This is a genomic window from Arthrobacter sp. H20, assembly GCF_000520515.1.
Classification (GTDB): domain Bacteria; phylum Actinomycetota; class Actinomycetes; order Actinomycetales; family Micrococcaceae; genus Arthrobacter_D.
In genome coordinates this window covers 4,795-26,228 of sequence record NZ_KI914722.1, presented here as the reverse complement: position 1 = coordinate 26,228, position 21,434 = coordinate 4,795, and the positions used below count along the sequence as shown (strand labels likewise).

Sequence of the window (21,434 nt, the reverse complement as noted above, 5' to 3'; positions counted from 1 at the left end):
CCGCAGGCCGTCGGACGCGCCGACGGCATGGGTATCTCCACCTTAGGGCGCGCAGCGTGCGGCTCAAAGCCGGTCCTCCCCCGGTTGGTCACCAACGGTCGATCACGACGTCAGGAGCCGGCGCAGCCGAGCACTGTCGATCTTCCAGAAATCCCGCTGCATCCCATCGATCAGCAGCACCGGAATCTCTTCGGCGAACCGTTCCAACAATTCGGGCTTCTCGACGGTGGACACCTCCCACCAGGGCACCCCCAGCTCACCGCAGACCGCCTCAACCACTGCCCTGGCGTCTGCGCAGAGATGGCAGTCGGGGCGGGTCAGCAGTTCGACCGTTGGAGATTCAGTGCTGTTCGCTGACAATCCGGGCTGCGAAGGAGAAACCATGGAATCAAAGCTACCGCTTCCTCCCGGGCCGCGCGGCACCGCGCCGCATCCCAAACAATTCGGGCTTCTCGACGGTGGACACCTCCCACCAGGGCACCCCCAGCTCACCGCAGACCGCCTCAACCACTGCCCTGGCGTCTGCGCAGAGATGGCAGTCGGGGCGGGTCAGCAGTTCGACCGTTGGAGATTCAGTGCTGTTCGCTGACAATCCGGGCTGCGAAGGAGAAACCATGGAATCAAAGCTACCGCTTCCTCCCGGGCCGCGCGGCACCGCGCCGCATCCCATGTGCCAAGTGATTTAGACTCACACTATGTCCGCTGCCAGTACCGCGCCCCTGCGTGTGAATCCAGGGGTGGCCGCCGCCCTTCCCGGCCCGGGAGGGGACGCTGCTTTTTTCGACGTCGACAACACCATGATGCGCGGGGCAAGCCTGTTCCATGTGGCTCGGAAAATGTACCAGCGGAAAGCGTTCACTCTTCGGTTTGCCAGCGGCCTGGCATGGAAACAACTACGTTTTGTGATGCGCGGCGAGAACATGACCGATATCAATTCGGTGCGGGACGCGGCCCTGGCCTTCGCCATCGGCATCGCACACGAGGACGTCAAGGCTCTCGGCGAAGAAGTCTACGACGAAATGATCGCCTCCAAGATCTGGCCCGGGGCACGAGCGCTGGCCGAGCAGCATCTGAAATCAGGGCGCCGGGTATGGTTGGTCACCGGCACACCCGTGGAGGTGGCGAGCGTGATCGCCAACCGCTTGGGACTAACCGGAGCGCTGGGCACTGTCGGAGAAGTGGCCGACGGTTTCTACACCGGCAAACTGGTGGGCGAGTTCCTGCACGGACCGGCGAAGGCGGTAGCAGTCCGCGCCCTGGCGGAGCAGGAGGGCCTGAACCTCCAGCGATGCTGGGGGTACAGCGACTCGTATAACGACATTCCGCTGCTGACTATCGTGGGGCACCCAGTTGCGATCAACCCCGACCGGAGACTGCGCCGTCATGCTCGCGACTATAACTGGCCCATTTATGACTTCCGCAGCGGCCGCCGGGCGGCGACGCTGGGCCTGAAAGCGGCGACTGGCGCCGGGGCAGTATACGGGCTATGGCGCGGCTTCACCAGGATGCGCCGAAACTGACGCTTAAACGCTGTTGGGCCCTTCACCTAGGTGAAGGGCCCAACAGCAAAACGAATCTACTTCTTGTTGCGACGCTGGTGACGAGTCTTGCGAAGCAGCTTGCGGTGCTTCTTCTTGGCCATACGCTTGCGGCGCTTCTTGATTACTGAACCCATAAAGTCCTCACAAACTGATCTTCGTTTTCCGTTGCACAACCCGGATGGGAGTGAGAATCGGATGCTGACAATAACGCAACTACCTACGCGGATCGACCATTCCACCACAGGGGTGGCGGCCAAAAGCGCGTAAAACGCTCCTTAACAGGGTACCGCTATTTGGCGGCACTCCCGACCGGGCCAGTGGACACAGCCCATGAGTTACCCGGTTTCGGTCTGACCTTCCACCGCTGCTCCCCTGACGAACTGTTCCACAGCCGATTCGGGAACCCGGTAGGAACGCCCAAAGCGCACCGCCGGCATTTCTCCGGCGTGCACCAGGCGGTACACGGTCATTTTGGACACTCGCATCATGTCGGCCACTTCGGCGACAGTCAGAAACCGGACATCCGAGAAATTGCTCGCCTCTACCATCCCACATTGCTCCTTACACTGAGGTCTGCACCCCCAACGTGTGCAATCTGGGGCCTGCCACATGGCAGCCACCCGGCGTGTCGCCTTGCAATAGGAAAGTTTCCCGCCATCACATACTGTAGTGGCTGCTGAGGCCAAAGTGGAAGCGGTGCAGGATTACGATCACGCGGCATCCCACGCGACGTTAGTCTCGCCGTCGCCGTAGTTTGGGTAGTTGTGCGAAGAGATCGGCAGCCCGCTGACCTGCGCGACCGACTGTACGCCCGAAGGCCGGCTGTCCCGCCGGGTCCGCTGCCGGGTCCACAGCCGCCGCGAGCGACGACTCCTCGTGGGGTGCAACAACCGCAAGCCCGGGAGCTAACGGCGCCTGAGCAGGGAGATCGAACGATCCAAGCCACAGCTCAATCTCGTGCAACGGTGCCGGGGTGAGCGAGTAAAACCGGCGCTGCCCCTGCGCCCGCATCGACACTAGGCCCGCTTCACGGAGCACCTTCAGATGTTTGGAGACGGTGGGCTGGCTGACCTCAAGTTCGCCAACGAGCTCCCCAACAGCTTTGTCTCCTGAGCGCAATGATCCGAGGATCTCGCGGCGGGTGCCCTCCGCGACGACTGCGAACACATCCTCGATTACCATTCCATTACCCTAACGACATATATGCGATCAATGCTAGTCAAACCACGGATCCAGCCCGTGGAGGGGGAAGACCGCTTTGCGGGTCGCCATCACCGTGCGATCAAGGTCGTCATTCGGATCGTAGCCAACCTCCCAGGACCGCCACCAGGTGTCAGCGCCGTCGCCCATGAGGCGGGGGGCCTCGGTCCCGTAGTGCTCAAGCACGTAGGCACGCCACGACTCGGGCACGGCGGTCTGGGGGCCAATCGCCACACCGGCTGCCACAGCAATCAACGTGGACCAGGCTCGGGGGACAACGCTGGTGAGGTTATACCCTCCTCCGCCGGTGGCGATCCAGCGCCCCTCACATAGTCGGGACGCCAGGTCACGGATGCTGCTGGCCATCTCGCGCTGCGCATCGATACTGATCCTCAGGTTGGTCAGATGGTCATCGATGTGGCTGTCGCAGCCGTGCTGGCTGAGGATAACCTCGGGTTGGAAGGCTTCAGCGAGCGGCGGCACCACCGCGTGAAATGCTCTGAGCAAGGCGCCGTCGCCCGCAAGGGTGGGCAGCGCAACATTCACTGCTGACCCCTCCGCCCCTGCACCCCCCGTTTCGTTGGCGAATCCGGTGCCTGGGAACAGGCTCATTCCGGTCTCGTGCAGCGAAATGGTCATCACGCGCGGTTCGTCCCAGAAGATGCTCTGCGTGCCGTCGCCGTGGTGCGCATCGACGTCGATGTAGAGGACCCGCTGCGTACCCTTGTCGAGCAGCCGCTGGATGGCGGCGGCGGCGTCGTTGTAGATGCAGAACCCACTGGCTGCCGAACGGCCAGCGTGGTGCATACCGCCGCCGAAGTTCACTGCATGCACGGCTCGCCCCGAGAGCACGTCGTCTGCCGCGGCCAAGGAGCCCCCGACGAGGCGCGCGCTGGCCTCGTGCATACCAGCGAAGGCTGGGTTGTCTGGGGTCCCCAGGCCTACTGCCGGGTCCGCCTGCTCCGGGTTGCTGCTGGCCGTCCGCACCGCGGCAATGTAATCGCCGCTGTGCACTGTGCCCAACTCGACGTCGGTCGCCACGAATGGCTCGGTGGTCACGACCCCCTGACTGTTGAAAAGGCCAAGGTCTGAGGCGAGGCGCGCGGTAAGCGCCAGCCGCTCCGGGTTCATCGGATGCGTCGGGCCAAAGTTGTAGGCCAGCATGGATTCGTCCCAGACAACACTGGTGGGGAACGACTGGGGTTCGCTACTCATCCCTGACAGGCTACGTGATTTACTGGGTGTCTGGACGCGCAGGCCCGATGGAAGTGGTTTACTACTCGAAGGGCATCTGGAGCGATCCAGCCGAAGTCGAGAATGCGAAACCGGGGCAAAGCGAGCGCAATGGCAAGATCACAGCCATCCTGGCTGCGGGAAGAGCAGAGCGTCTACCTGAGGGTGCTCGCTCGCATTCGGGACTTCGTCGACGGTGTCGCAAATAGTTCACCTGCCCGCGTCGCGCTGATCATCTTCTTCAGCGTCATCCTCATTTTCACTGGGCTCCTCAGCTTGCCGATGGCCTCCAGCGACGGCACCGCCACCGCCCTGCATGACGCGCTGTTCACCGCCGTTTCGGCAGTCTGCGTGGTGGGTCTCACTGTGGTTTCCACAGCTGCCCACTGGTCATTCTTCGGACAGCTCGTGATCCTGATCGGCATTTTTGTTGGCGGCCTGGGCACCCTGACGCTCGCATCGCTACTTGCTCTGATGGTGAGCAAGCGGCTGGGTGTCCGTGGGAAGCTTCTTGCCCAGTCGGCCCTAAACAATGCCAGCAGGCTTGGCGAGGTGGGAACGCTGCTGCGGATTGTGATCACCACCTCGGTGGTCGTCGAGATCGTCCTGGCTCTCCTGCTGATCCCCCGGTTCATGGTGCTCGGAGAATCCTTCTGGCTTGCAGTGTGGCACGGAGTGTTCTATTCGATTTCCGCCTTCAACAACGCTGGTTTCACTCCGCACTCCGACGGCCTGGTCCCCTACGAGACTGACCTCTTCATCCTGGCGCCGATCATGCTCGGCGTGTTTCTGGGTAGTCTCGGCTTTCCGGTGATCCTTGTCCTCATCCAATACCGGCTCCACGTCCGCAAATGGAGCCTGCACACCAAGCTGACAATCAACGTGTCGCTGATTCTTCTGGTGGTCGGCACCTTCGCCTGGGGTGCGCTGGAATGGTCCAACGGCAGGACCATCGGCAACCTGACCGACGGGGACAAGGTGATCCATGCCCTATTCGCCTCGGTGATGACCCGGTCTGGCGGGTTCAACCTGGTGGACCAGGCTGAAATGGGTTCGGCCACCATGCTGCTTACCGACGCACTGATGTTTGCCGGCGGCGGATCAGCCTCAACGGCGGGAGGCATCAAAGTGACAACTATCGCGGTGATGTTCCTGGCAATCGTTGCCGAGGCACGCGGGAACTCGGATGTTAAGGCCTATGGCCGCAAAATTCCTGAGGGGGTCATGCGGGTTGCCATTTCGGTAATTTTCATGGGGGCCACCCTCGTGCTCGTTGCCTCAGGTATCCTCCTGTGGATGACCGAGGAGGACCTCAACCGGGTACTCTTTGAGGTCATCTCGGCCTTCGCTACCTGTGGGCTGAGCACCAACCTCAGCGCGGAGTTGCCGCCCGAGGGCAAGTATGTGCTCTCAGCCCTCATGTTCGCTGGCCGGATGGGCACCATCACGCTCGCGTCAGCACTGGCGCTGCGGCAACGTCGCACCCTTTACCACTACCCCGAAGAAAGGCCGATCATTGGCTGAGAGACCAGCACATAACGCCCCAGTACTGGTGATTGGACTCGGCCGCTTTGGCTCCGCCACCGCCGACCAACTGGTGAAGCAGGGCCGCGAGGTGCTCGCCATCGAACGCGACACCCAGCTGGTTCAGAAATGGTCTGGGGTGCTGACCCATGTTGTTGAGGCCGATGCCACGAACATCGATGCACTGCGCCAGCTCGGGGCGCAGGAGTTCACCGCCGCCGTCGTCGGCGTTGGCACATCAATCGAATCCAGCGTGCTGATCACCGCTAACCTAGTGGACCTCGGCATCGATCACCTGTGGGTCAAGGCGATCACTCCGGCGCACGGCAAGATCCTGAAACGGATCGGCGCTAACCACGTCATCTATCCCGAGGCGGACGCCGGGGTGCGGGCTGCCCACCTGGTCGGCGGGCGCATGCTGGACTTTATCGAGTTCGATGATGGCTTCGCGATCGTCAAAATGTACCCACCAAAAGAAACACAGGGCTTCACCCTGGGCGAATCTGCTGTTCGGTCCAAGTACGGGGTCACAGTGGTGGGCGTAAAGTCACCCGGCGAGGACTTCACCTACGCGCGCCCCGACACCAAGGTGAGCAGCCGCGACATGCTGATCGTCTCGGGGCACGTGGACCTTCTCGAACGGTTCGCTGCCCGCCCCTAGCGGCCCCGCCGTCGCTGACCTGTCCGGGGAAGGCCGGGTCAGTTGTCCAGTTCCTCGGTGATGATCTGGGCACGGTTGCTGGCGGCCCGCGCTCCCGCCGCGACGATCGCTGGCAGGTCCAGCCGATCGAAGGTGGCGATCGCCTGCTCGGTGGTGCCGTTGGGGCTGGTCACAGCGCGGCGAAGTGCAGTGGGATCTGCGTCCGGTTCCGCAAGCATAAAGCCGGCCCCGGCGACCGTCTCAGTGGCAAGGATCTTCGCGAGCCCAGGGTCGAGTCCAAGTTCAACCCCAGCTGCTGCCATCGCCTCGGCGAGATAGAACACATAGGCGGGTCCGGAACCGCTGACGGCTGACAACGCATCCACCTGCTCCTCAGGGATGTCGACAACTGTGCCCGCCGAGCCGAGAATCTTGCGTGCCTGCGCCATCAGTGAGGCGTCCGCGTGGTTTCCAGCACTAATCGACAGCACTCCTTTGCCCAAGCGCGACGGGGTGTTGGGCATCGATCGAATCACCGGTTGCCCAGCGGGCAACGCCGCCTCGAGCATGGCTAGAGAGATAGCTGCCGCCACACTCACCACAGTCGTTGTCGGTTTGAGCACCGATCCGATTTCCCGGGCCAACTCGATCGTCCCCACTGGTTTGACACCCATGATGACGACGTCGGCGCTGGCGGCGGCCCTTCGGTTTGCTTCGGGATCCTCGGACGTTGCCAGCACAGTGATGCCGTGCAGCTGGCGCAATGTGGCGGCCCGTTCGGCGCTCCGGACGGTGGCGGTCACCGAGGCGGGGGACATGCCCCCGGCGAGTAACCCGCCAAGGATCGCCTCGTTCATGGAGCCACAGCCGAGGAAGGAGACGGTCGGTTCAGTTTCGTTGCTCATGATTCCATCCTGCCACGGACGAATTCACAGCGTTATTTCAGCTAATCTTTGAACAGATTGAGCCCGATAACAGTACAATCGTTATTACCTCAAAAAGGTGCGAGAAATGAGGGCCCGCCTTCCTTGGCCTGGCCCTCAGGTGCCGGTGAGCGACACAGGATTGCCCCCCACTCTTCTGGATAGCTCACCGGCACCGTCAGTTAACTCACCGAGCTTCCAGCTCCCTCTCGGCTAACTCACAACTAAGTGTCCTAGTGTTGAAACACCTCCTAGAGGTGCGAGTGATGAACCGTCAGGTTTCCTTGGCCTGACCTAGGTGCCGTCGAGCAAAAGCAAGTGTTTCCCCCAACCACTTGTCCCGCTCGACGGCACCTTTCGCTTTTCTGGTGCTCACCTCAACCGCCACGACGCCGTTGAACCCCGAGTCGACCAGAAACTGCAAGGATTCTGCACAGCGTTGGGTCCCCTGGCCGGGGAGCAGGTGTTCGTCCTTGCCATTGGGTGTGCCATCAGTCAGATGAACGTGGGAGAGCCGATCGCCGAGCGTCCGCAGTTCCTCCAGTGAGTCCATTCCGGCGATTGCCGCATGGGAGAAGTCCCAGGTGATTGCCTCGTAGGCCTGCGGCACAGGGTTCCAGTGCGGTAGGTAGGCCTTCGCCTCACGCCCCCGCACACGCCAGGGATACATATTCTCGACGGCGATGGTCACGCCGTACTCAGCTGTGATGCGCTCCACCCCCTCGGCGAAGTTCTCCGCATAATCGCTTTGCCACCTGAACGGCGGATGGACCACCACAGTCCCGGCCCCAACTTCCGCCGCCATCGCCGCCGACATTTCAACCTTGGTCCAGGACTTGCCCCAGACCTGCTGGGTGAGCAGAAGAGTCGGCGCATGAATCGCCACGATCGGCTGGTCGTACTGCCTGCTGAGTGCGCTGAGCTTGTCAGGGTCCTGGCTTACATGGTTGTTGGTGACCATCACCTCGACGCCGTCGTACCCGAGACTGCTGGACACTGCAAAGGCCTCATGCACTGCCAGTGGGTACACTGATGCGCTGGAGAGTGCCACCCGCACCCCGTTCCGCTCCGGTGGAGTGCCCCCGCTCACAAGGCTGCGCGTCCTGGCCACGGTTCGTCCTGGACAGCAGAGCTGAGCTGTACGTGCCCAACGCCGACGGCGGGCATCGGCTCCTGTGCTTCGAACATCAGGGTGTCAAACCTGCGCAGCAGCAGACCTTCGCGTAACGCCCAGGGGCAGATTTTCACGCTGTTGACAGTGAACGCCTCCAGGGCAGCCTCGGCCACCAGGGCACCAGCGAGGACCTGGGACGCCCTGGTCTCCGAGACGCCGTCGAGGTTGACACGGTCGCTGACCGACATGGCCGCTAGTCGCTTGGTCCACAACGACAGGTCCTCAAGGCGCAGCTCCCTGCGGACGAATGGGCCGGCCGCGGACGGCGCGGCCCCGGCGAGGCGGGCCAGCGACCGGAAGGTCTTTGACGTCCCCGCCACCAGATGTGGTTCTCCGAGGGACTTGAACTCGGCTGCCGCTTCCTTCATGGTTGAGCGAATATACCGTCGGAGGTTTTTCACACTCTTGGCTGTTGGAGGATCGTCATTGAGCCATTCTCTGGTAAGCCTGCCCGCTCCCAGGGGAACGGATATGGCCACCTCGGGCAACTCGTCCTCCCCCATCGCCATCTCAAAGGAGCCGCCGCCGATGTCCAGGTTCAGAATGGACCCGGCACTCCACCCGTACCACCGGCGAACCGCCTGGAACGTCATGGCAGCTTCCTGGTCACCGGTCAGCTCCTGGAGTACCACAGCCGTTTCCGCTTTGACCCGTTGCAGGACAGCCTCACCGTTAGCCGACTCCCGGATAGCCGAGGTGCAGAACGCCAGGAAGTCTTCAGCGCCATGTCGAGCAGCGAATTTCCTGGCGTCCTCCACGAAGGTGATCAGCTCGCGTTGACCACGGTCGGTGATCGCTCCCGAGTCATCCAGGTGGGCGACAAGCTGGAGCGGCCTCTTGTGCGATGCGAAGGGCACCGGGCGTGCCCCAGCATGTGCATCCACCAGGAGCAGATGAACAGTATTCGATCCGATATCCAAGACGCCTAGCCGCATGATTCCACTATTCTCGTCAATACTCGTGCCTGCGACGCGCCCCACGGCGTCCTGTCATTATTCCCGGCCCGCAGGTGAGCGCCCGGCATCGGACCTACTTACGCGCGGCAACCTTGCGCTTCGCGGGCGCACGGCTAGTGGTTTTTTTCGGTGCCGGCCCCTTGGCCCGCTTCTCCGCCAGCAACTCAAGCGCCGTTTCGCGGGTGAGCTCCTCGATGGCAGTTGACCGAGGCACAGTGATATTGGTGATCCCGTCAGTGATGTAGGGGCCGAAGCGGCCGTCCTTGACCACTACTGGCTTCTCTGACACTGGGTCATCACCGAATTCAGCGAGCGGCGGCGCCGCAGTGCGCCCGCCACGCTGCTTGGGCTGCGAATAGATCTCCAGCGCCTGTTCGAGGGTGATCGTGAAGATTTCCTCTTCCGACCCGATGGACCGGGAATCGGTCCCCTTCTTCAGGTACGGACCAAACCGGCCGTTCTGGACAGTTATCTCCTTATCCTCAGCGTCAGTACCCAGCACCCGCGGAAGGTTCATCAGCTTCAGGCCCTCCTCGAGTGTTACCGTTTCCAGCGACATTGAGGCGAACAGGGAGCCGGTCCGGGGCTTTTCCTTGACCGGTTTCCTGGGGGGCTTTGGTTTGCCGTTCTTGTAGTACTCGACAGGCTGCCTGGCCAGCTCCTCCTCGGTTACCTCGGGGATCAGCTCGATGACGTATGGCCCATAGCGGCCGTCGCGTGCCACGATCGAACGTCCGGTGGCAGGGTCCTCGCCCAGGACGCGTTCTTCAGTACCCGAGGAGTTCATCAGTTCGATTGCCTTCTCGACCGTGAGCTCATCGGGTGCCAGGTCCTCTGGGACGTTGGCACGCTGCGGTTCGGTTCCCTCTTCAGCGTCAGCCGCGAGCGGCTTCTCGAGGTAGGGGCCGAACTTGCCGACGCGCAGGGTGATGCCTTCGGCGATCTCGATAGAGTTGATCTTCCGTGCGTCGATCTCCCCCAGATCGTTGACGATTGTGTGAAGCCCGGTCACCTTCCGGTCCCCGTAGTAGAAGTGATTAAGCCAGTCGACGCGCCCCGCTTCACCGCGTGCGATCCGGTCCAGATCCTCTTCCAGTTCGGCTGTGAAGTCATAGTCGACGTAGTCGTGGAAGTGCTCCTCAAGCAGGCGGACCACCGAGAACGCGATCCAGCTTGGAACCAGCGCCTGACCGCGGGTCCGCACGTAGCCGCGGTCCATGATGGTGGAGATGGTCGCAGCGTAGGTGGAGGGCCGGCCAATACCCAGTTCCTCAAGCATCTTCACCAGCGACGCTTCGGTGAAGCGCGGGGGTGGCGAGGTTTCGTGTCCGACGGCGGTGACCTCCTCCGCGCCGAGCAGGTCTCCAGCGGTGAGGTTGGGGAGCCTCGATCCCTGGCTACCGCCGTCGGCTGCGTCGTCCTCGTTGCGGGCTGCATCCTTCCCCTCCTCATAGGCGGCCATGAAGCCGCGGAAGGTGATCACGGTACCGGAAGCCGAGAACTCAGCGTCGCGAGTTTTTCCCTCCGGATCGGTTGCCAGCGCGCCCAATCGGAGCGTCGCCGTCGAACCCTTTGCATCGGCCATCTGTGACGCGACGGTTCGCTTCCAGATGAGCTCGTACAGACGGAACTCGTCGCCGCGGAGCTGCCCAGCAACCTGCGCGGGCGTGCGGAAGGAGTCGCCTGCGGGACGAATTGCCTCGTGGGCTTCCTGCGCATTCTTGGACTTGCCCTTGTACACGCGTCGGGCGTCCGGAACGTATTCGGCACCGTACAGTTCGGATGCCTGACGGCGGGCAGCATTCACTGCCTGGTCCGAGAGCGCGGGCGAGTCGGTACGCATGTAGGTGATGTAGCCGTTTTCGTACAGTCGCTGGGCAACCTGCATGGTGACACGGGAGGAGAAGCGGAGCTTACGGGCTGCCTCCTGCTGCAGGGTCGACGTCGTGAACGGTGCTGCGGGCCGGCGGGTATAGGGCTTCGTGTCCACTGAACGGACGGCGAACTCAGCGTTCTGCAGTTCAGCGGCAAGCGAGCCGGCAGTCTCGGCGTCGAGCAGTGCCACGCCCTGTGACTTCAGCTCACCGAGGTCAGTGAAATCCTTGCCAGTAGCCACACGTGAACCGTCAAGGCTGACCAGTTTCGCGGCGAAGGACTGCCGCTCGTCACCACTCTGCGGTGAGAACGTGCCGGTGAGGTCCCAGTAGGCCGCAGCACGGAAGGCCATCCGTTCGCGCTCACGTTCGACCACCAGGCGCGTGGCGACCGATTGCACCCGACCGGCGGAGAGACCGCGGGCCACCTTGCGCCAGAGGACCGGGGAAATTTCATAGCCGTACAGGCGATCGAGGATACGACGCGTCTCCTGGGCGTCGACCATCGGAATGTCGAGCTCCCGCATTTCCAGGAGGGCCCGCTGAATGGCTTCCTTGGTAATTTCGGGGAAGGTCAGGCGGTACACCGGGACCTTGGGCTTGAGAACCTCGAGCAGGTGCCAGGCAATCGCCTCGCCCTCCCGGTCACCGTCAGTTGCGAGGTAGAGTGCTTCGGCGCCCTTGAGAGCAGCCTTAAGTTCAGCAACCGTCTTTTTCTTGTTGGCGGAGACCACATAGTACGGTTCGAAATCTTTATCCAGGTCCACCGCGAACTTGCCGACACCGGTCTTTTTGAGCTCGGCAGGCAGGTCGGAGGGCTGGGGAAGATCCCGGATATGCCCCATGGACGCCGTGACCTCGAAGCCCTCGCCGAGATAGCCCGCAATAGTTTTGCTCTTCGCGGGTGACTCAACAATGACGAGCTTGCGGCCGGGCTTCTTGTCCGTTGCCTTAGTGGGCACTTCTCTCCTATATAAGGTAAAGCTGAGTGGCTGGCGCTTCAGCGGTATTCGTATCGGGGCAACACTAGCAATCGGGCCCCATACCCTTCACAGTATGCGGTATGCCTTCCTGCAATAGGGTAGCGGCTCCGGTGTACCAGTGGTCACAAAAGCTTGATAACTGTGCACAACCTCTCCTCACTGGCCGCTCTCCAGTGCCGGCCCTAGCGGCCCAGAAGCTGGTCCGTCTCCGGCGGGCCGTCGGCTGCTGGGATCAGGAATCCATCGAGAATGAGCTCGCGCACGTCGGCAAGGAGCGCGGTCCGGAAGGCGTTGTCATCCTGACCGAGGAGCGCACCGAGCGCCATGGCGATCTGACCAGCCGATAGCTCACCGTCACAGGCCGACACAAACCCGGCCAGCTCGGTGCTGAGGAGGGTGGTGCGCCGGAATCCGGCTCCCTGCCGCAGCAGGATCACTCCGGGATGCTCGGCGCCCGGACGTTGATGGCGTTCCTCGGTGACGTCGTCGGCCACCACCAGGCACTGCTCCGGCAGCTCATTGGCGTGGGCAACCGACCAGTCATACCTGTCGAGAGCCGCCGCGATGTGGGGGGCGATGGGCTGCTCCAGTGCGTGAATGACTTCCTCACATCGGCGCAACACCTCCGGGGCCGGCTTGCCAGCGACGGGGGTTGCCTGCGCTCGGAGCAATACCGAGCCGAACCCGATGGATTCCACATCCCGCGATGCAAAGTCCTCCAGATAGGCCGCATAGCGCTCAGCGAACCACTGCGGATCACGTGTTTCAGCGGCGTCCCGCAGCCACGTCTGTGCGTAGGCCGCAGGCGTGAGCTGTTCCCGCTGCAGGACCCAACCGTCCACCGCTGCGGGAATCCAGGACTCGACGCGCTCATGCCAGTGACGCCCCACCGGAATTTCCCAGTTACCCAACAGCTGGGCTGTGCCGCCGGGGGTTAGGACGCCGGGTAGTTCCTTCATCAGGGTCGAGACAATGTCGTCGCCCGGCAGCCCACCATCGCGGTAGGTGAACTGCCTATCAGCGGTTTCACCTTCCCAGCGCGGCGTGATGACAAACGGCGGATTGGAAACCGCCAGATCGAACGTCTCACCGGCCACCGGGTCCAGCAGGCTCCCTTGCCTCAGGGCGACCCTATTCCCCAGGTCCGCCGGGTCCAGGCGGAGACGTCGGGCGTTCAGGAGGAGGTTGAACCGGGTGAAGGCGAGCGCACGGGCTGACAGGTCGGTGGCGGTGACGTGCTGCGCATGGCCGAGTAGGTGGAAGGTCTGGATGCCGCAGCCGACGCCCAGGTCCAGGGCACGGTCAACGGCCGACCGGATCGTCAGCTGGGCCAGCGTGAGCGAGGCCTGGCCAATTCCCAGGACGTGGTCGCGGCGGAGCACTCCGGGCCGCTGATGCTGGCCGAGGTCGCTTGCCACCCACATTTCGCCACTGGCATCGGACGAGTAGGGTCGAAGATCCACTGCAGCCCGCCAGCCCTGAGCGTCAATCTGCGCGGCGAGCCCCAGTGTGTCAAGACCGGCGGGTGTCGTCAGGGGGAAAGCAGCACTCAACTGAGCGTCCGGCACCGTTCCGCTGAGCATCCACAACAGGACTGCGGCACTCGGCTGCTCCGATCCCATTGCGCCCCGCTGTGTGCAGGCAAGGAGTGCGGGGATCAGCTGGCCCTTCTCCAGCGCCTCCCAGGCGTCGATGCCGATCAGTTCGGCGACGCCGTCGACCGTGTAATTCATCGCCTGCAGGTCCGCCGCGAGGCATTCGAGCAGAGCTGGTGCGTTGCTAGCTGGGGCATCAGGGACATCGGCTACAAAATCGGTGTGTGTCACGGAGCCAAGTCTAATGACCGCCCCCGAGGGTAATGCCTTACCACTTTGTAACGGTCTTCCCCGCACCCCACCGGCAGCCGAGCGCCGGTGTTAGATTTCCCCTATGAGAAGCGCCGCCGTGAAACGCCCCAGGCCCCGAGGCCGCAGAGGCCTGTTGGGGATCGTGGTGGCTGCCGCCGCCGTCGTCGTTTTGGCTGTCGGCCTGGTGGTGTTCAAACCCTGGCTCGCGTTCATCGATGTGCGGGTGGACGAACAGATCCCCACAGTCGCGGCGACCACTGCCCCCGGCCAACAGTCATCAGCAGCGGTCCCCTCCGTCCCGCTTTCCCCAGCTGAGACACTGCCTCCGTCGGGGCCGGTGCAGCTCTCCTCAGGGTCGTTGATCAGCCACGAGCATGCCACCACCGGATCGGTCCAGATCATTGAGCAGCCCGATGGCACGCGATTGCTGACACTCGAGAATCTTGACACCTCAAACGGGCCAGATGTGCATGTCTGGTTGAGCGCAGCAGACGTCGTTGAGGGTGTTGACGGGTGGTATACGGCGGGCTCCGCCGACTTCTACGATCTGGGACCCATCAAAGGCAACCAGGGAAACCAGGTGTACCAAATCCCGGCCGACGTTGACCTCGCAGCTTTCCGGTCGGTGGACCTGTGGTGCGTCCAGTTCGGGGTGTCCTTCGGTGCGGCGCAGCTTAGCCCGATCGGCGAGGCCCTCTAGGCCGCCCCAGCAGCTGTTGCCTCCGCCTCGTCGGATTCGCAGCCCTGCGGGCACCGGAGCGTTGCGGGCGACGCGGCGCACCCAGCACAGTACAGGGTGAGGTTCCGGCAGGAAAGGTTGGAGCAGTTCTCGAACTTGTTGGTGGGCGTCTCGCAGCGAACGCATTTGCCGATGGTTTTGGCGTCCTTTGAGAACTCAACGTGCATGCGCTTGTCGAATACGTAAAGCGACCCCTCCCACAGGCCGGCGTCCCCGTACTCCTCGCCGTACCTCACGATCCCGCCATCCAGCTGATAGACCTCGGTGAAGCCGCGATTGATCATCAGGCTGGATAGCACCTCACAGCGGATACCGCCTGTGCAGTAGGTGACAACCGGTTTGTCCTTCAGATCGTCATACCGGCCGGAGTCGAGCTCGGCAACGAAGTCCTGTGTGGTCGCAACATCAGGGACGATCGCGTTCTTGAATCGTCCGATCTGCGCCTCCAGCGCGTTGCGCCCGTCGAAGAAGACCACTTCCTCGCCGTTGGCTTTCTTCGCATCCACCAGCCGGTGCAGCTCGGCTGGTAACAGGTGAGTTCCGCCGCCCAGCACACCCGCCTCATTGACCTTGAGCTCGTTGGGTGCGCCGAAAGATACTATCTCGTCGCGCACCTTGACACTCAGCCGAGGGAAATCGGCGGCGCCTCCTTCGGACCATTTGATGTCCATCTTCTTGAAGGCCGGATACTCACGAGTCGCCTTCACATACTGCTTCATTGCATTCAGTTCGCCACCCACTGTTCCATTAATGCCGTCTTTCGACAGCAGAATACGTCCGCGAAGGCCGAGCTGCTCGCAGAGGGCGCGCTGCCATAGGCGGACTGCCTCCGGATCGGGCAACGGAGTGAAGGCGTAGTAGAGCACGATGCGGTTCATGGACACGCATTTAAGCATAACGGCCCTCCGTCTCGCAGGTCTCAAATCGACCACAGCTCACACACACTATGTTCAATATCAGCCGCACAAACTATGGTCATTCCATGAGTGCACACCTGTCTGAAGAATTGTTTAAAACGTGGGTATCCGGTTGGTCATCCTGCCGGGATTATCAGCCGCACGACGACGGCCGCGCGGTGTCCGTTTCACTGACCGATGGCGGCAATCAGCTGGAGCACTTCCTCTACGAACCAACCGATGAGCAGGCGCTGGCGCTCGCAACCGAAACACAGGCCGACCCGAACCGCCTGCTGACCGTGGTGACGACCCGAATGGATGACCTGCTGGCAGCCCTCAGCCCGCTGGGGATGAGGGTCATCGATAACCGGCAGGCGCTGATGACAGTCAACATGGACGGTCAGGATGTCGAAGACCCTCGACCGCCGGACGAGGTGTTCTCCATCACCCACCTGCGTGAACCGTCCTGCCGGCGGGTGATCGTCACGGCCAACGGAGAGGAAGCGGCACGCGGCTCCGTTGCGGTCGAGCAGGGCTTTGCCGTCTACGACCGGATCGTGACCAGTGAAAAGTACCGTCGGCGCGGACTCGGGAGCTATGTGATGCGGGCGCTCACGTCAGCAGTGCTGGAAAACGATGTGGAACACGGGTTGCTGATGGCATCGGCGGACGGCCAGCAGTTGTACCAACACCTTGGCTGGCAGCATTTGGCCGATGCGTTCGTGATTCGCGCCTGACACCCGCCCGGATTTTGATCCCCGACCATCCGATCCGCTGGGCTTCCACCGGAAGGTACAGCCCTGGACGGGTGGCACAATTGCACAGTGGCCCTACATGACTCCCTTATCCCCCTCCTTGGCGGGGGCGCCAAACCGGATCAACTGGTTCATGTGCGGGAGATTCCGGCCCGGGAGGCTGTTACGCGGGCGTGGCCGGACTGGGCGCACCCAGATATTGTCGCCGCCTATGGTGCGCTGGGAGTCACCACCCCGTGGCAGCACCAGGTCACGGCAGCCAACGCGGCGCACAGCGGTCGACACACCATCGTTGCTACCGGCACTGCATCGGGCAAATCGCTCTGCTACCAGCTCCCGGTGCTCGATGAGATCCATCGGACGGCGATCGACGACAGGATTTCGTTGGAACCGACCGGTTCGGTGGCCCTCTATCTTGCGCCGACAAAGGCCCTGGCCGCAGACCAGCTAGCCGCGGTGAAGGCGCTGAAGATCCCAACGGTCAGGGCCGAAACCTACGACGGCGACACCGACCCGGCCGCGCGACGGTGGATCCGGGACCATGCGAACCTGGTGCTGGCGAACCCCGACATGCTGCACTACGGAATACTGCCCAACCATTCCTGGTGGGCAAGGTATTTTCGGCGGCTAAAGTACGTGATCATCGATGAAGCACACAGCTACCGCGGCGTTTTCGGCTCCCATGTGGCCAACCTCCTGCGACGGCTGCGCCGCGTCTGCGAGTACTACGGCGTCTCTCCCGTGTTCATCGGTGCCTCCGCCACCTCGGCAGATCCTGGCGTCTCTTTCGGAAAGCTGATCGGAGGCGAGGCGACGCCAGTCGTCGAGGACAGCTCTCCCCACGGGTCAACAACAGTCGCCTTCTGGGAACCCGAGCTCACCGAGCTCAAGGGAGAGAACGGCGCACCGAAACGCCGGACCGTCATCGCTGAAACCTCTGACCTCCTGACCAATCTGGTCTCCGCCCAGGTGCGGACAATCGCCTTCATCAAGTCCCGGCGTGGTGCCGAAAGCATCGCCTCAATGTCCAAGCGGCTGCTCAGCGAGGTTCATCCGAGCCTACCCAGCAGGGTCGCCGCGTACCGGTCGGGATACCTTCCCGAGGAGCGCAGGGAACTCGAGTCCGCTCTCCGCAGCGGTCGGTTACTCGGGGTGGCGAGCACCCCGGCCCTGGAACTCGGAATCGACATTTCCGGCCTGGACGCGGTCCTGGTGGCGGGGTGGCCCGGCACCCGCGCCTCCCTTCTTCAGCAGATCGGCAGGGCGGGACGCTCCGGACAGGACGCGGTTGCGGCCTTCGTTGCCAGCGACGACCCGTTGGACACGTATCTGGTGCATCATCCGGAGGCGGTGTTCGACGTCGGAGTGGAAGCTACGGTGTTCGACCCGACTAACCCCTACGTGCTCGGACCGCATCTATGTGCAGCGGCAGCTGAGCTGCCCCTGACACCAGCTGAGTTGGACATCTTCGGCGCTGGAGTCGACAAGCTCCTGTCGAAGCTCGTCAGCCAGGGGCTTCTCCGGCAGCGTCCTGCCGGCTGGTTCTGGACCCACCCGCAAAGCGCTGCTGGAATGGTGAATCTGCGGGCGGACGGCGGCGGACCGATCAGCATTGTGGAAACGGGTACCGGGACCATGCTCGGCACCATGGATTCGCCGCAAAGCCACTATCAGGCGCATGCCGGAGCGATCTATGTGCATCAAGGGCAGACCTACCTTGTTGACGAGCTCAATGAGGAGGATCACTGCGCAATGGTGACCCGGTCAAACCCGGATTACTACACCCAGGCCAGAGACATCACTGAGATTGAGGTGATCGGAGCTGACCGCACCCAGGACTGGGGTGGGGTGCAGATCCGGTTTGGCGAAGTGTTGGTCACCACCCAGGTAGTGTCCTTCCAGCGGAAAGCCTTTGTCTCCAACGAAATTCTTAGCGAAGTGACCCTCGAGCTGGGCGCACGCGATCTTCACACCAAAGGCGTCTGGTTCGAATTCGACCAGCGCCTCCTTGAGGACAGCGGCCTCACAGCCGCCGATCTCCCTGGAGCCCTGCACGCGGCAGAACACGCCGCCATTGGGCTGCTTCCCCTGGTCGCGTCCAGCGACAGATGGGATATCGGTGGGGTCTCTACTGCCCTCCACGCTGACACCATGCTTCCCACCATCTTCGTCTACGACGGGCATCCGGGCGGTGCGGGGTTCGCAGAACGAGGCTATGACGCTGTGCGGATCTGGATCGGGGCCACCCTCGATGCCATCAACGCCTGCGAATGCGACACCGGCTGCCCCTCGTGTGTCCAGTCGCCCAAGTGCGGCAACCGGAACAATCCGCTAAGCAAATCGGGCGCCGCTACCCTGTTGACCATGATGCTGGCCCAGGACCCTGCCCAGCCCGCTTAACCACGGCGGTGAACCGACGCTAGGGTGGTGGCCCGGCGCGCGCCCTTCCCCTAGCCTCCGGCAACAGCGGGTATCCGCCGACAGTCACATGCATCTGCACTGTGGTGCGCACCTCCACGATGATGCCTCCTTGCCCCTCCCTGATGCAGGACTCCAAGAAGGCGCCGTGTGCTGCGGCCGTTTCGACGGCGATTGTGCAGGGCTCTCCTGTGATCAATCCCCTTGAAGCATCAGCTGCGGCAAGGGCGGCGAGATCCGCAGCGGTGGCCGCCCGGGCCGCAGCCGTTCCCACCTGGGCGAGAAGCACCACAGTGGCAATCAGGGTGATGATGACTAGCGCCAAGCCGCAGGTCATCACGGTGCCGGCCCCAACCTCTGCCCGGGGAGGGCTGCCCGGCGCTGAACCTTTCATAGAGCGGCCAGCTCCGTCGGGGTGGAACTGGGTCCGCGAGAGTGCGCGGGAGTACTGAACTCCGCACGCGCTGTTGCAGTAGCCGACAGATCCCACCCGAACAGGTCCAGCAACGGCACGGTGACCCGCGAGCTAACCGTCACTGTTGACCAGTCACCGTCGCCGACCAGCGCCAGGCGTGCCTGCCCTCCAGCAAGCCGGCGCACTGTTGCTTCGACCTGGTCCGCCGACTCGCCCCTGGCTACTTCCCTGGCTCCGGCGCGGGCCGACTCCTCCAACCTCAGCTGAGTCAGACCTGCAGTTGCAGCACCCAGGAGAAGGGCGAGGAGCAGGACCAGTGACGGCAGCGCAATCGCCACCTCAGCTGTGACGGCACCGCGCTGCCCCCTACCCGGGAGTGACGTCCGTCGCACGACAGGTCACCCGAAGCTCAAGGCCGAACTGATCAGGGACATCAGCATGCCCCTGACCTCACCGCTGGACAGGACGGCCACCAGGAGCGCAGCAAACCCGACCGCGGCGAGGGTGGCGATCGCGTACTCAGCGGTAGCCATTCCTGACTCGGAACCAGTTAGTCGGCGCAGCCGGTAGACGAGGCGGTGGCCCGGGCGGCCACCCAATACGTGTGGTGATGACATGTCTTCCTCCGTGTAATCCAGGTGGAGCGGTTCCGGCAACCGGACCAGTCCCTGTTCGACTGGGCGCGGGTGCGCCCTGCTCAGACTCTGCCCGAACGGGTTCAGGGATGGATCGGCATCGGCCGTTAAGTGGATAAGTCTCTGCGGCCCTCCCTGCCGTCATCGCCACTGTGGCACCACAGCAATGACCACCGGCAGCACCCCCAGACAGATGAAGGCCGGCAGATAGCAGAGCCCCAACGGCATCACCAGCCGGACACCCAACACCGCTGCCCGACGTTCCGCCTCGCTGTTTCTTCGTCGACGAAGTTGCGACGCGCACGCATGCACAATTCCCGCTGATGACGCACCGGTTAGTGCCGCGAACCGCAGCGCGCCATCGAATTCCCGGAGAATACCGGCCGTTCGGATGTCGGCACGTGAGATAGCCCAGTCCCACGCGGCCTCCCAGTCCGAGCCGAGGGCTAGAGCCCCTGCGACCCCGTCCAAGCCACGCGCCAACGACGGCGGGCAAGAGTCAGCAAGCACCGTCAGAGCATCCACCACCGGAGCTCCTGCCTCGAGGATGGCGCCCAGCAGATCAATCATCAGGGCCGTATCGACAACACCACCGTCCCGCTGGGCTGGTCGAGAAGTGGCCCTTAACCGTCCGCAACGAGAAACCGTGTCCGCCCCAGAGCTACCGGTAACTTCCTTGCGCCGAACCACAGGCACTGGCTGCCTCGCTCCTGACAGCAGGACATAGGCTCCACTCATCAGCAGGAAGACCATCAGGCCGGTCATCGATTCACCAGCCCTGTGTCGCCGAACGAACCAGCTGGCTGGACCAGAACCGTCCAAGAGCTATCAGGGAGACTCCCGCGCCGAGCAGCACCAGGCCAGGCAGCGACCCAAGCAGGATAGCGAGCGGCTCGGCTCCCGTGAGATAGCCCAGCCCCAATCCGACGGCAGGGAGCCAGCCGAGGAGCCGGGCGGTAGCAGTTGGGCCAGCCAACGCTGTTGCGCGCGCCCCTGCAGAGTCGAGGGAGCTTTCAAGCTGGGCCGCGTACCGGCTCAATACCTCCGCCAGTGGTGCGCCGCTGCGTTCAGAGATCTCCAGGCAAACAGCGAGATCCCGCCACAAGCCAGCGCAATCGGCCGGCGGAGTTCTGGCTCGGCCAGGACGCCAGCGATCCCGTCTTGACGAATCGGCCGCGGCGCGGCGGAGCACCTCTGAGACACCGACGCCGAGGGCAGCGGCCTGCTGTGCGGCCCAAAGCACTGGCACTGCATGCTGCTCAAACCCAGCTCTGGTTCCAGCCGGGCGGCCCTTGTGATCCGCTGCGTAGACCAGGGCAATATCGTGCCACAGCTGGTGCGGGGACCGGCCTGCGTTCAGTAACACAGTCAGCTGGTGGACGAACAGCGGCAGCTCCGAGGGGTCGACAGTGGCGGGGCCGGCACGGAACTTCAGGACGCCAGCGATCCCGTCTTGACGAATCGGCCGCGGCGCGGCGGAGCACCTCTGAGACACCGACGCCGAGGGCAGCGGCCTGCTGTGCGGCCCAAAGCACTGGCACTGCATGCTGCTCAAACCCAGCTCTGGTTCCAGCCGGGCGGCCCTTGTGATCCGCTGCGTAGACCAGGGCAATATCGTGCCACAGCTGGTGCGGGGACCGGCCTGCGTTCAGTAACACAGTCAGCTGGTGGACGAACAGCG

General features: G+C 63.2%; 23 protein-coding genes. 6 read left to right on the top strand and 17 right to left on the bottom strand.

Translation table 11 applies throughout. The features are described 5' to 3' along the window. Window positions 1–102: 102 nt before the first annotated feature. Entirely contained in the window at window positions 103–384 is a 282-nt protein-coding gene (locus tag Y703_RS0106725; RefSeq protein ID WP_051427371.1) for a glutaredoxin family protein, read from the bottom strand. Window positions 385–394: 10 nt separating this feature from the next. Further along, window positions 395–616, bottom strand: coding sequence for a glutaredoxin family protein (locus tag Y703_RS20770; RefSeq protein ID WP_026552092.1), 222 nt, complete (start codon window positions 614–616; stop codon window positions 395–397). Window positions 617–695: 79 nt separating this feature from the next. Between Y703_RS20770 and Y703_RS0106715 the strand changes: the two genes are divergently transcribed. Beyond that, window positions 696–1,520, top strand: a complete 825-nt coding sequence (locus tag Y703_RS0106715; protein WP_051427370.1) for an HAD family hydrolase — start codon at window positions 696–698, stop codon at window positions 1,518–1,520. Between the two features lie 56 nt (window positions 1,521–1,576). On the opposite strand, the gene Y703_RS21455 is transcribed toward Y703_RS0106715, so the two are convergent. The 4 genes from Y703_RS21455 to Y703_RS0106700 form a co-directional block, all read right to left on the bottom strand. Further along, complete coding sequence (locus tag Y703_RS21455; protein ID WP_003792170.1) at window positions 1,577–1,675, bottom strand: 30S ribosomal protein bS22; 99 nt, start codon at window positions 1,673–1,675, stop codon at window positions 1,577–1,579. 201 nt (window positions 1,676–1,876) lie between these two features. Further along, window positions 1,877–2,089 carry a helix-turn-helix domain-containing protein gene (locus tag Y703_RS0106710; protein ID WP_026552090.1) on the bottom strand — a complete coding sequence of 71 codons (213 nt, stop codon included), beginning with the start codon at window positions 2,087–2,089 and terminating at the stop codon, window positions 1,877–1,879. A gap of 184 nt (window positions 2,090–2,273) precedes the next feature. Beyond that, a complete protein-coding gene (locus Y703_RS0106705; RefSeq protein WP_026552089.1) occupies window positions 2,274–2,723 on the bottom strand; it encodes an ArsR/SmtB family transcription factor in 450 nt (149 codons plus the stop codon). 33 nt (window positions 2,724–2,756) lie between these two features. Further along, window positions 2,757–3,956 (bottom strand): acetoin utilization protein AcuC, encoded by a 1,200-nt coding sequence (locus Y703_RS0106700; RefSeq protein ID WP_026552088.1) that lies wholly within the window; start codon window positions 3,954–3,956, stop codon window positions 2,757–2,759. Window positions 3,957–4,085: 129 nt separating this feature from the next. Here Y703_RS0106700 and Y703_RS0106695 point away from each other — a divergent pair, with 129 nt between their 5' ends. Together Y703_RS0106695 and Y703_RS0106690 are read left to right on the top strand one after the other, a co-directional pair. Beyond that, window positions 4,086–5,498, top strand: a complete 1,413-nt coding sequence (locus Y703_RS0106695) for a TrkH family potassium uptake protein (RefSeq protein WP_026552087.1) — start codon at window positions 4,086–4,088, stop codon at window positions 5,496–5,498. Continuing rightward, window positions 5,491–6,159 (top strand): potassium channel family protein, encoded by a 669-nt coding sequence (locus Y703_RS0106690; protein ID WP_026552086.1) that lies wholly within the window; start codon window positions 5,491–5,493, stop codon window positions 6,157–6,159. The genes Y703_RS0106695 and Y703_RS0106690 overlap by 8 nt, the downstream gene beginning before the upstream one ends. A 38-nt stretch (window positions 6,160–6,197) precedes the next feature. Here the strand turns inward: Y703_RS0106690 and proC are convergent, their stop codons facing one another. The 5 genes from proC to Y703_RS18435 form a co-directional block, all read right to left on the bottom strand. After that, entirely contained in the window at window positions 6,198–7,043 is an 846-nt protein-coding gene (proC, locus tag Y703_RS0106685) for a pyrroline-5-carboxylate reductase (protein ID WP_026552085.1), read from the bottom strand. 292 nt (window positions 7,044–7,335) lie between these two features. Continuing rightward, window positions 7,336–8,151, bottom strand: a complete 816-nt coding sequence (locus Y703_RS0106680; protein WP_026552084.1) for a sugar phosphate isomerase/epimerase family protein — start codon at window positions 8,149–8,151, stop codon at window positions 7,336–7,338. Then, complete coding sequence (locus tag Y703_RS0106675) at window positions 8,148–9,170, bottom strand: Ppx/GppA family phosphatase (RefSeq protein ID WP_035764117.1); 1,023 nt, start codon at window positions 9,168–9,170, stop codon at window positions 8,148–8,150. The genes Y703_RS0106680 and Y703_RS0106675 overlap by 4 nt, the downstream gene beginning before the upstream one ends. Window positions 9,171–9,264: 94 nt before the next feature. Beyond that, entirely contained in the window at window positions 9,265–12,027 is a 2,763-nt protein-coding gene (gene topA / locus Y703_RS0106670) for a type I DNA topoisomerase (protein WP_026552082.1), read from the bottom strand. A 203-nt stretch (window positions 12,028–12,230) separates the two neighbouring features. After that, window positions 12,231–13,874 carry a DUF7059 domain-containing protein gene (locus Y703_RS18435; RefSeq protein WP_035764116.1) on the bottom strand — a complete coding sequence of 548 codons (1,644 nt, stop codon included), beginning with the start codon at window positions 13,872–13,874 and terminating at the stop codon, window positions 12,231–12,233. Between the two features lie 103 nt (window positions 13,875–13,977). On the opposite strand from Y703_RS18435, the gene Y703_RS0106660 reads away from it, so the two are divergent. After that, window positions 13,978–14,595, top strand: coding sequence for a DM13 domain-containing protein (locus tag Y703_RS0106660; RefSeq protein ID WP_051427369.1), 618 nt, complete (start codon window positions 13,978–13,980; stop codon window positions 14,593–14,595). Here Y703_RS0106660 and Y703_RS18430 read toward each other — a convergent pair. Continuing rightward, window positions 14,592–15,512 (bottom strand): oxygen-dependent tRNA uridine(34) hydroxylase TrhO, encoded by a 921-nt coding sequence (locus tag Y703_RS18430; protein ID WP_253907959.1) that lies wholly within the window; start codon window positions 15,510–15,512, stop codon window positions 14,592–14,594. The two genes, Y703_RS0106660 and Y703_RS18430, sit on opposite strands and share 4 nt — an antisense overlap. 68 nt (window positions 15,513–15,580) lie before the next feature. Between Y703_RS18430 and Y703_RS0106650 the strand changes: the two genes are divergently transcribed. Continuing rightward, entirely contained in the window at window positions 15,581–16,267 is a 687-nt protein-coding gene (locus tag Y703_RS0106650) for a GNAT family N-acetyltransferase (RefSeq protein ID WP_081743424.1), read from the top strand. Window positions 16,268–16,354: 87 nt separating this feature from the next. After that, the gene (locus tag Y703_RS0106645; protein WP_026552079.1) at window positions 16,355–18,685 is read left to right on the top strand and encodes a DEAD/DEAH box helicase; all 2,331 of its coding nucleotides are present in this window, start codon (window positions 16,355–16,357) and stop codon (window positions 18,683–18,685) included. Window positions 18,686–18,704: 19 nt separating this feature from the next. Here the strand turns inward: Y703_RS0106645 and Y703_RS0106640 are convergent, their stop codons facing one another. The 5 genes from Y703_RS0106640 to Y703_RS18415 form a co-directional block, all read right to left on the bottom strand. Beyond that, window positions 18,705–19,097, bottom strand: coding sequence for an Rv3654c family TadE-like protein (locus tag Y703_RS0106640; protein ID WP_026552078.1), 393 nt, complete (start codon window positions 19,095–19,097; stop codon window positions 18,705–18,707). Continuing rightward, window positions 19,094–19,510 carry a TadE family type IV pilus minor pilin gene (locus tag Y703_RS18425; protein WP_051427367.1) on the bottom strand — a complete coding sequence of 139 codons (417 nt, stop codon included), beginning with the start codon at window positions 19,508–19,510 and terminating at the stop codon, window positions 19,094–19,096. Before Y703_RS18425 ends, Y703_RS0106640 begins: the two co-directional genes overlap by 4 nt. Window positions 19,511–19,516: 6 nt before the next feature. Further along, entirely contained in the window at window positions 19,517–19,735 is a 219-nt protein-coding gene (locus Y703_RS18420) for a DUF4244 domain-containing protein (protein ID WP_035764114.1), read from the bottom strand. Window positions 19,736–19,894: 159 nt separating this feature from the next. Continuing rightward, a complete protein-coding gene (locus tag Y703_RS0106625; protein WP_162148870.1) occupies window positions 19,895–20,323 on the bottom strand; it encodes a type II secretion system F family protein in 429 nt (142 codons plus the stop codon). A gap of 199 nt (window positions 20,324–20,522) precedes the next feature. Continuing rightward, entirely contained in the window at window positions 20,523–21,248 is a 726-nt protein-coding gene (locus tag Y703_RS18415) for a type II secretion system F family protein (protein WP_216698871.1), read from the bottom strand. Window positions 21,249–21,434: the final 186 nt, after the last annotated feature.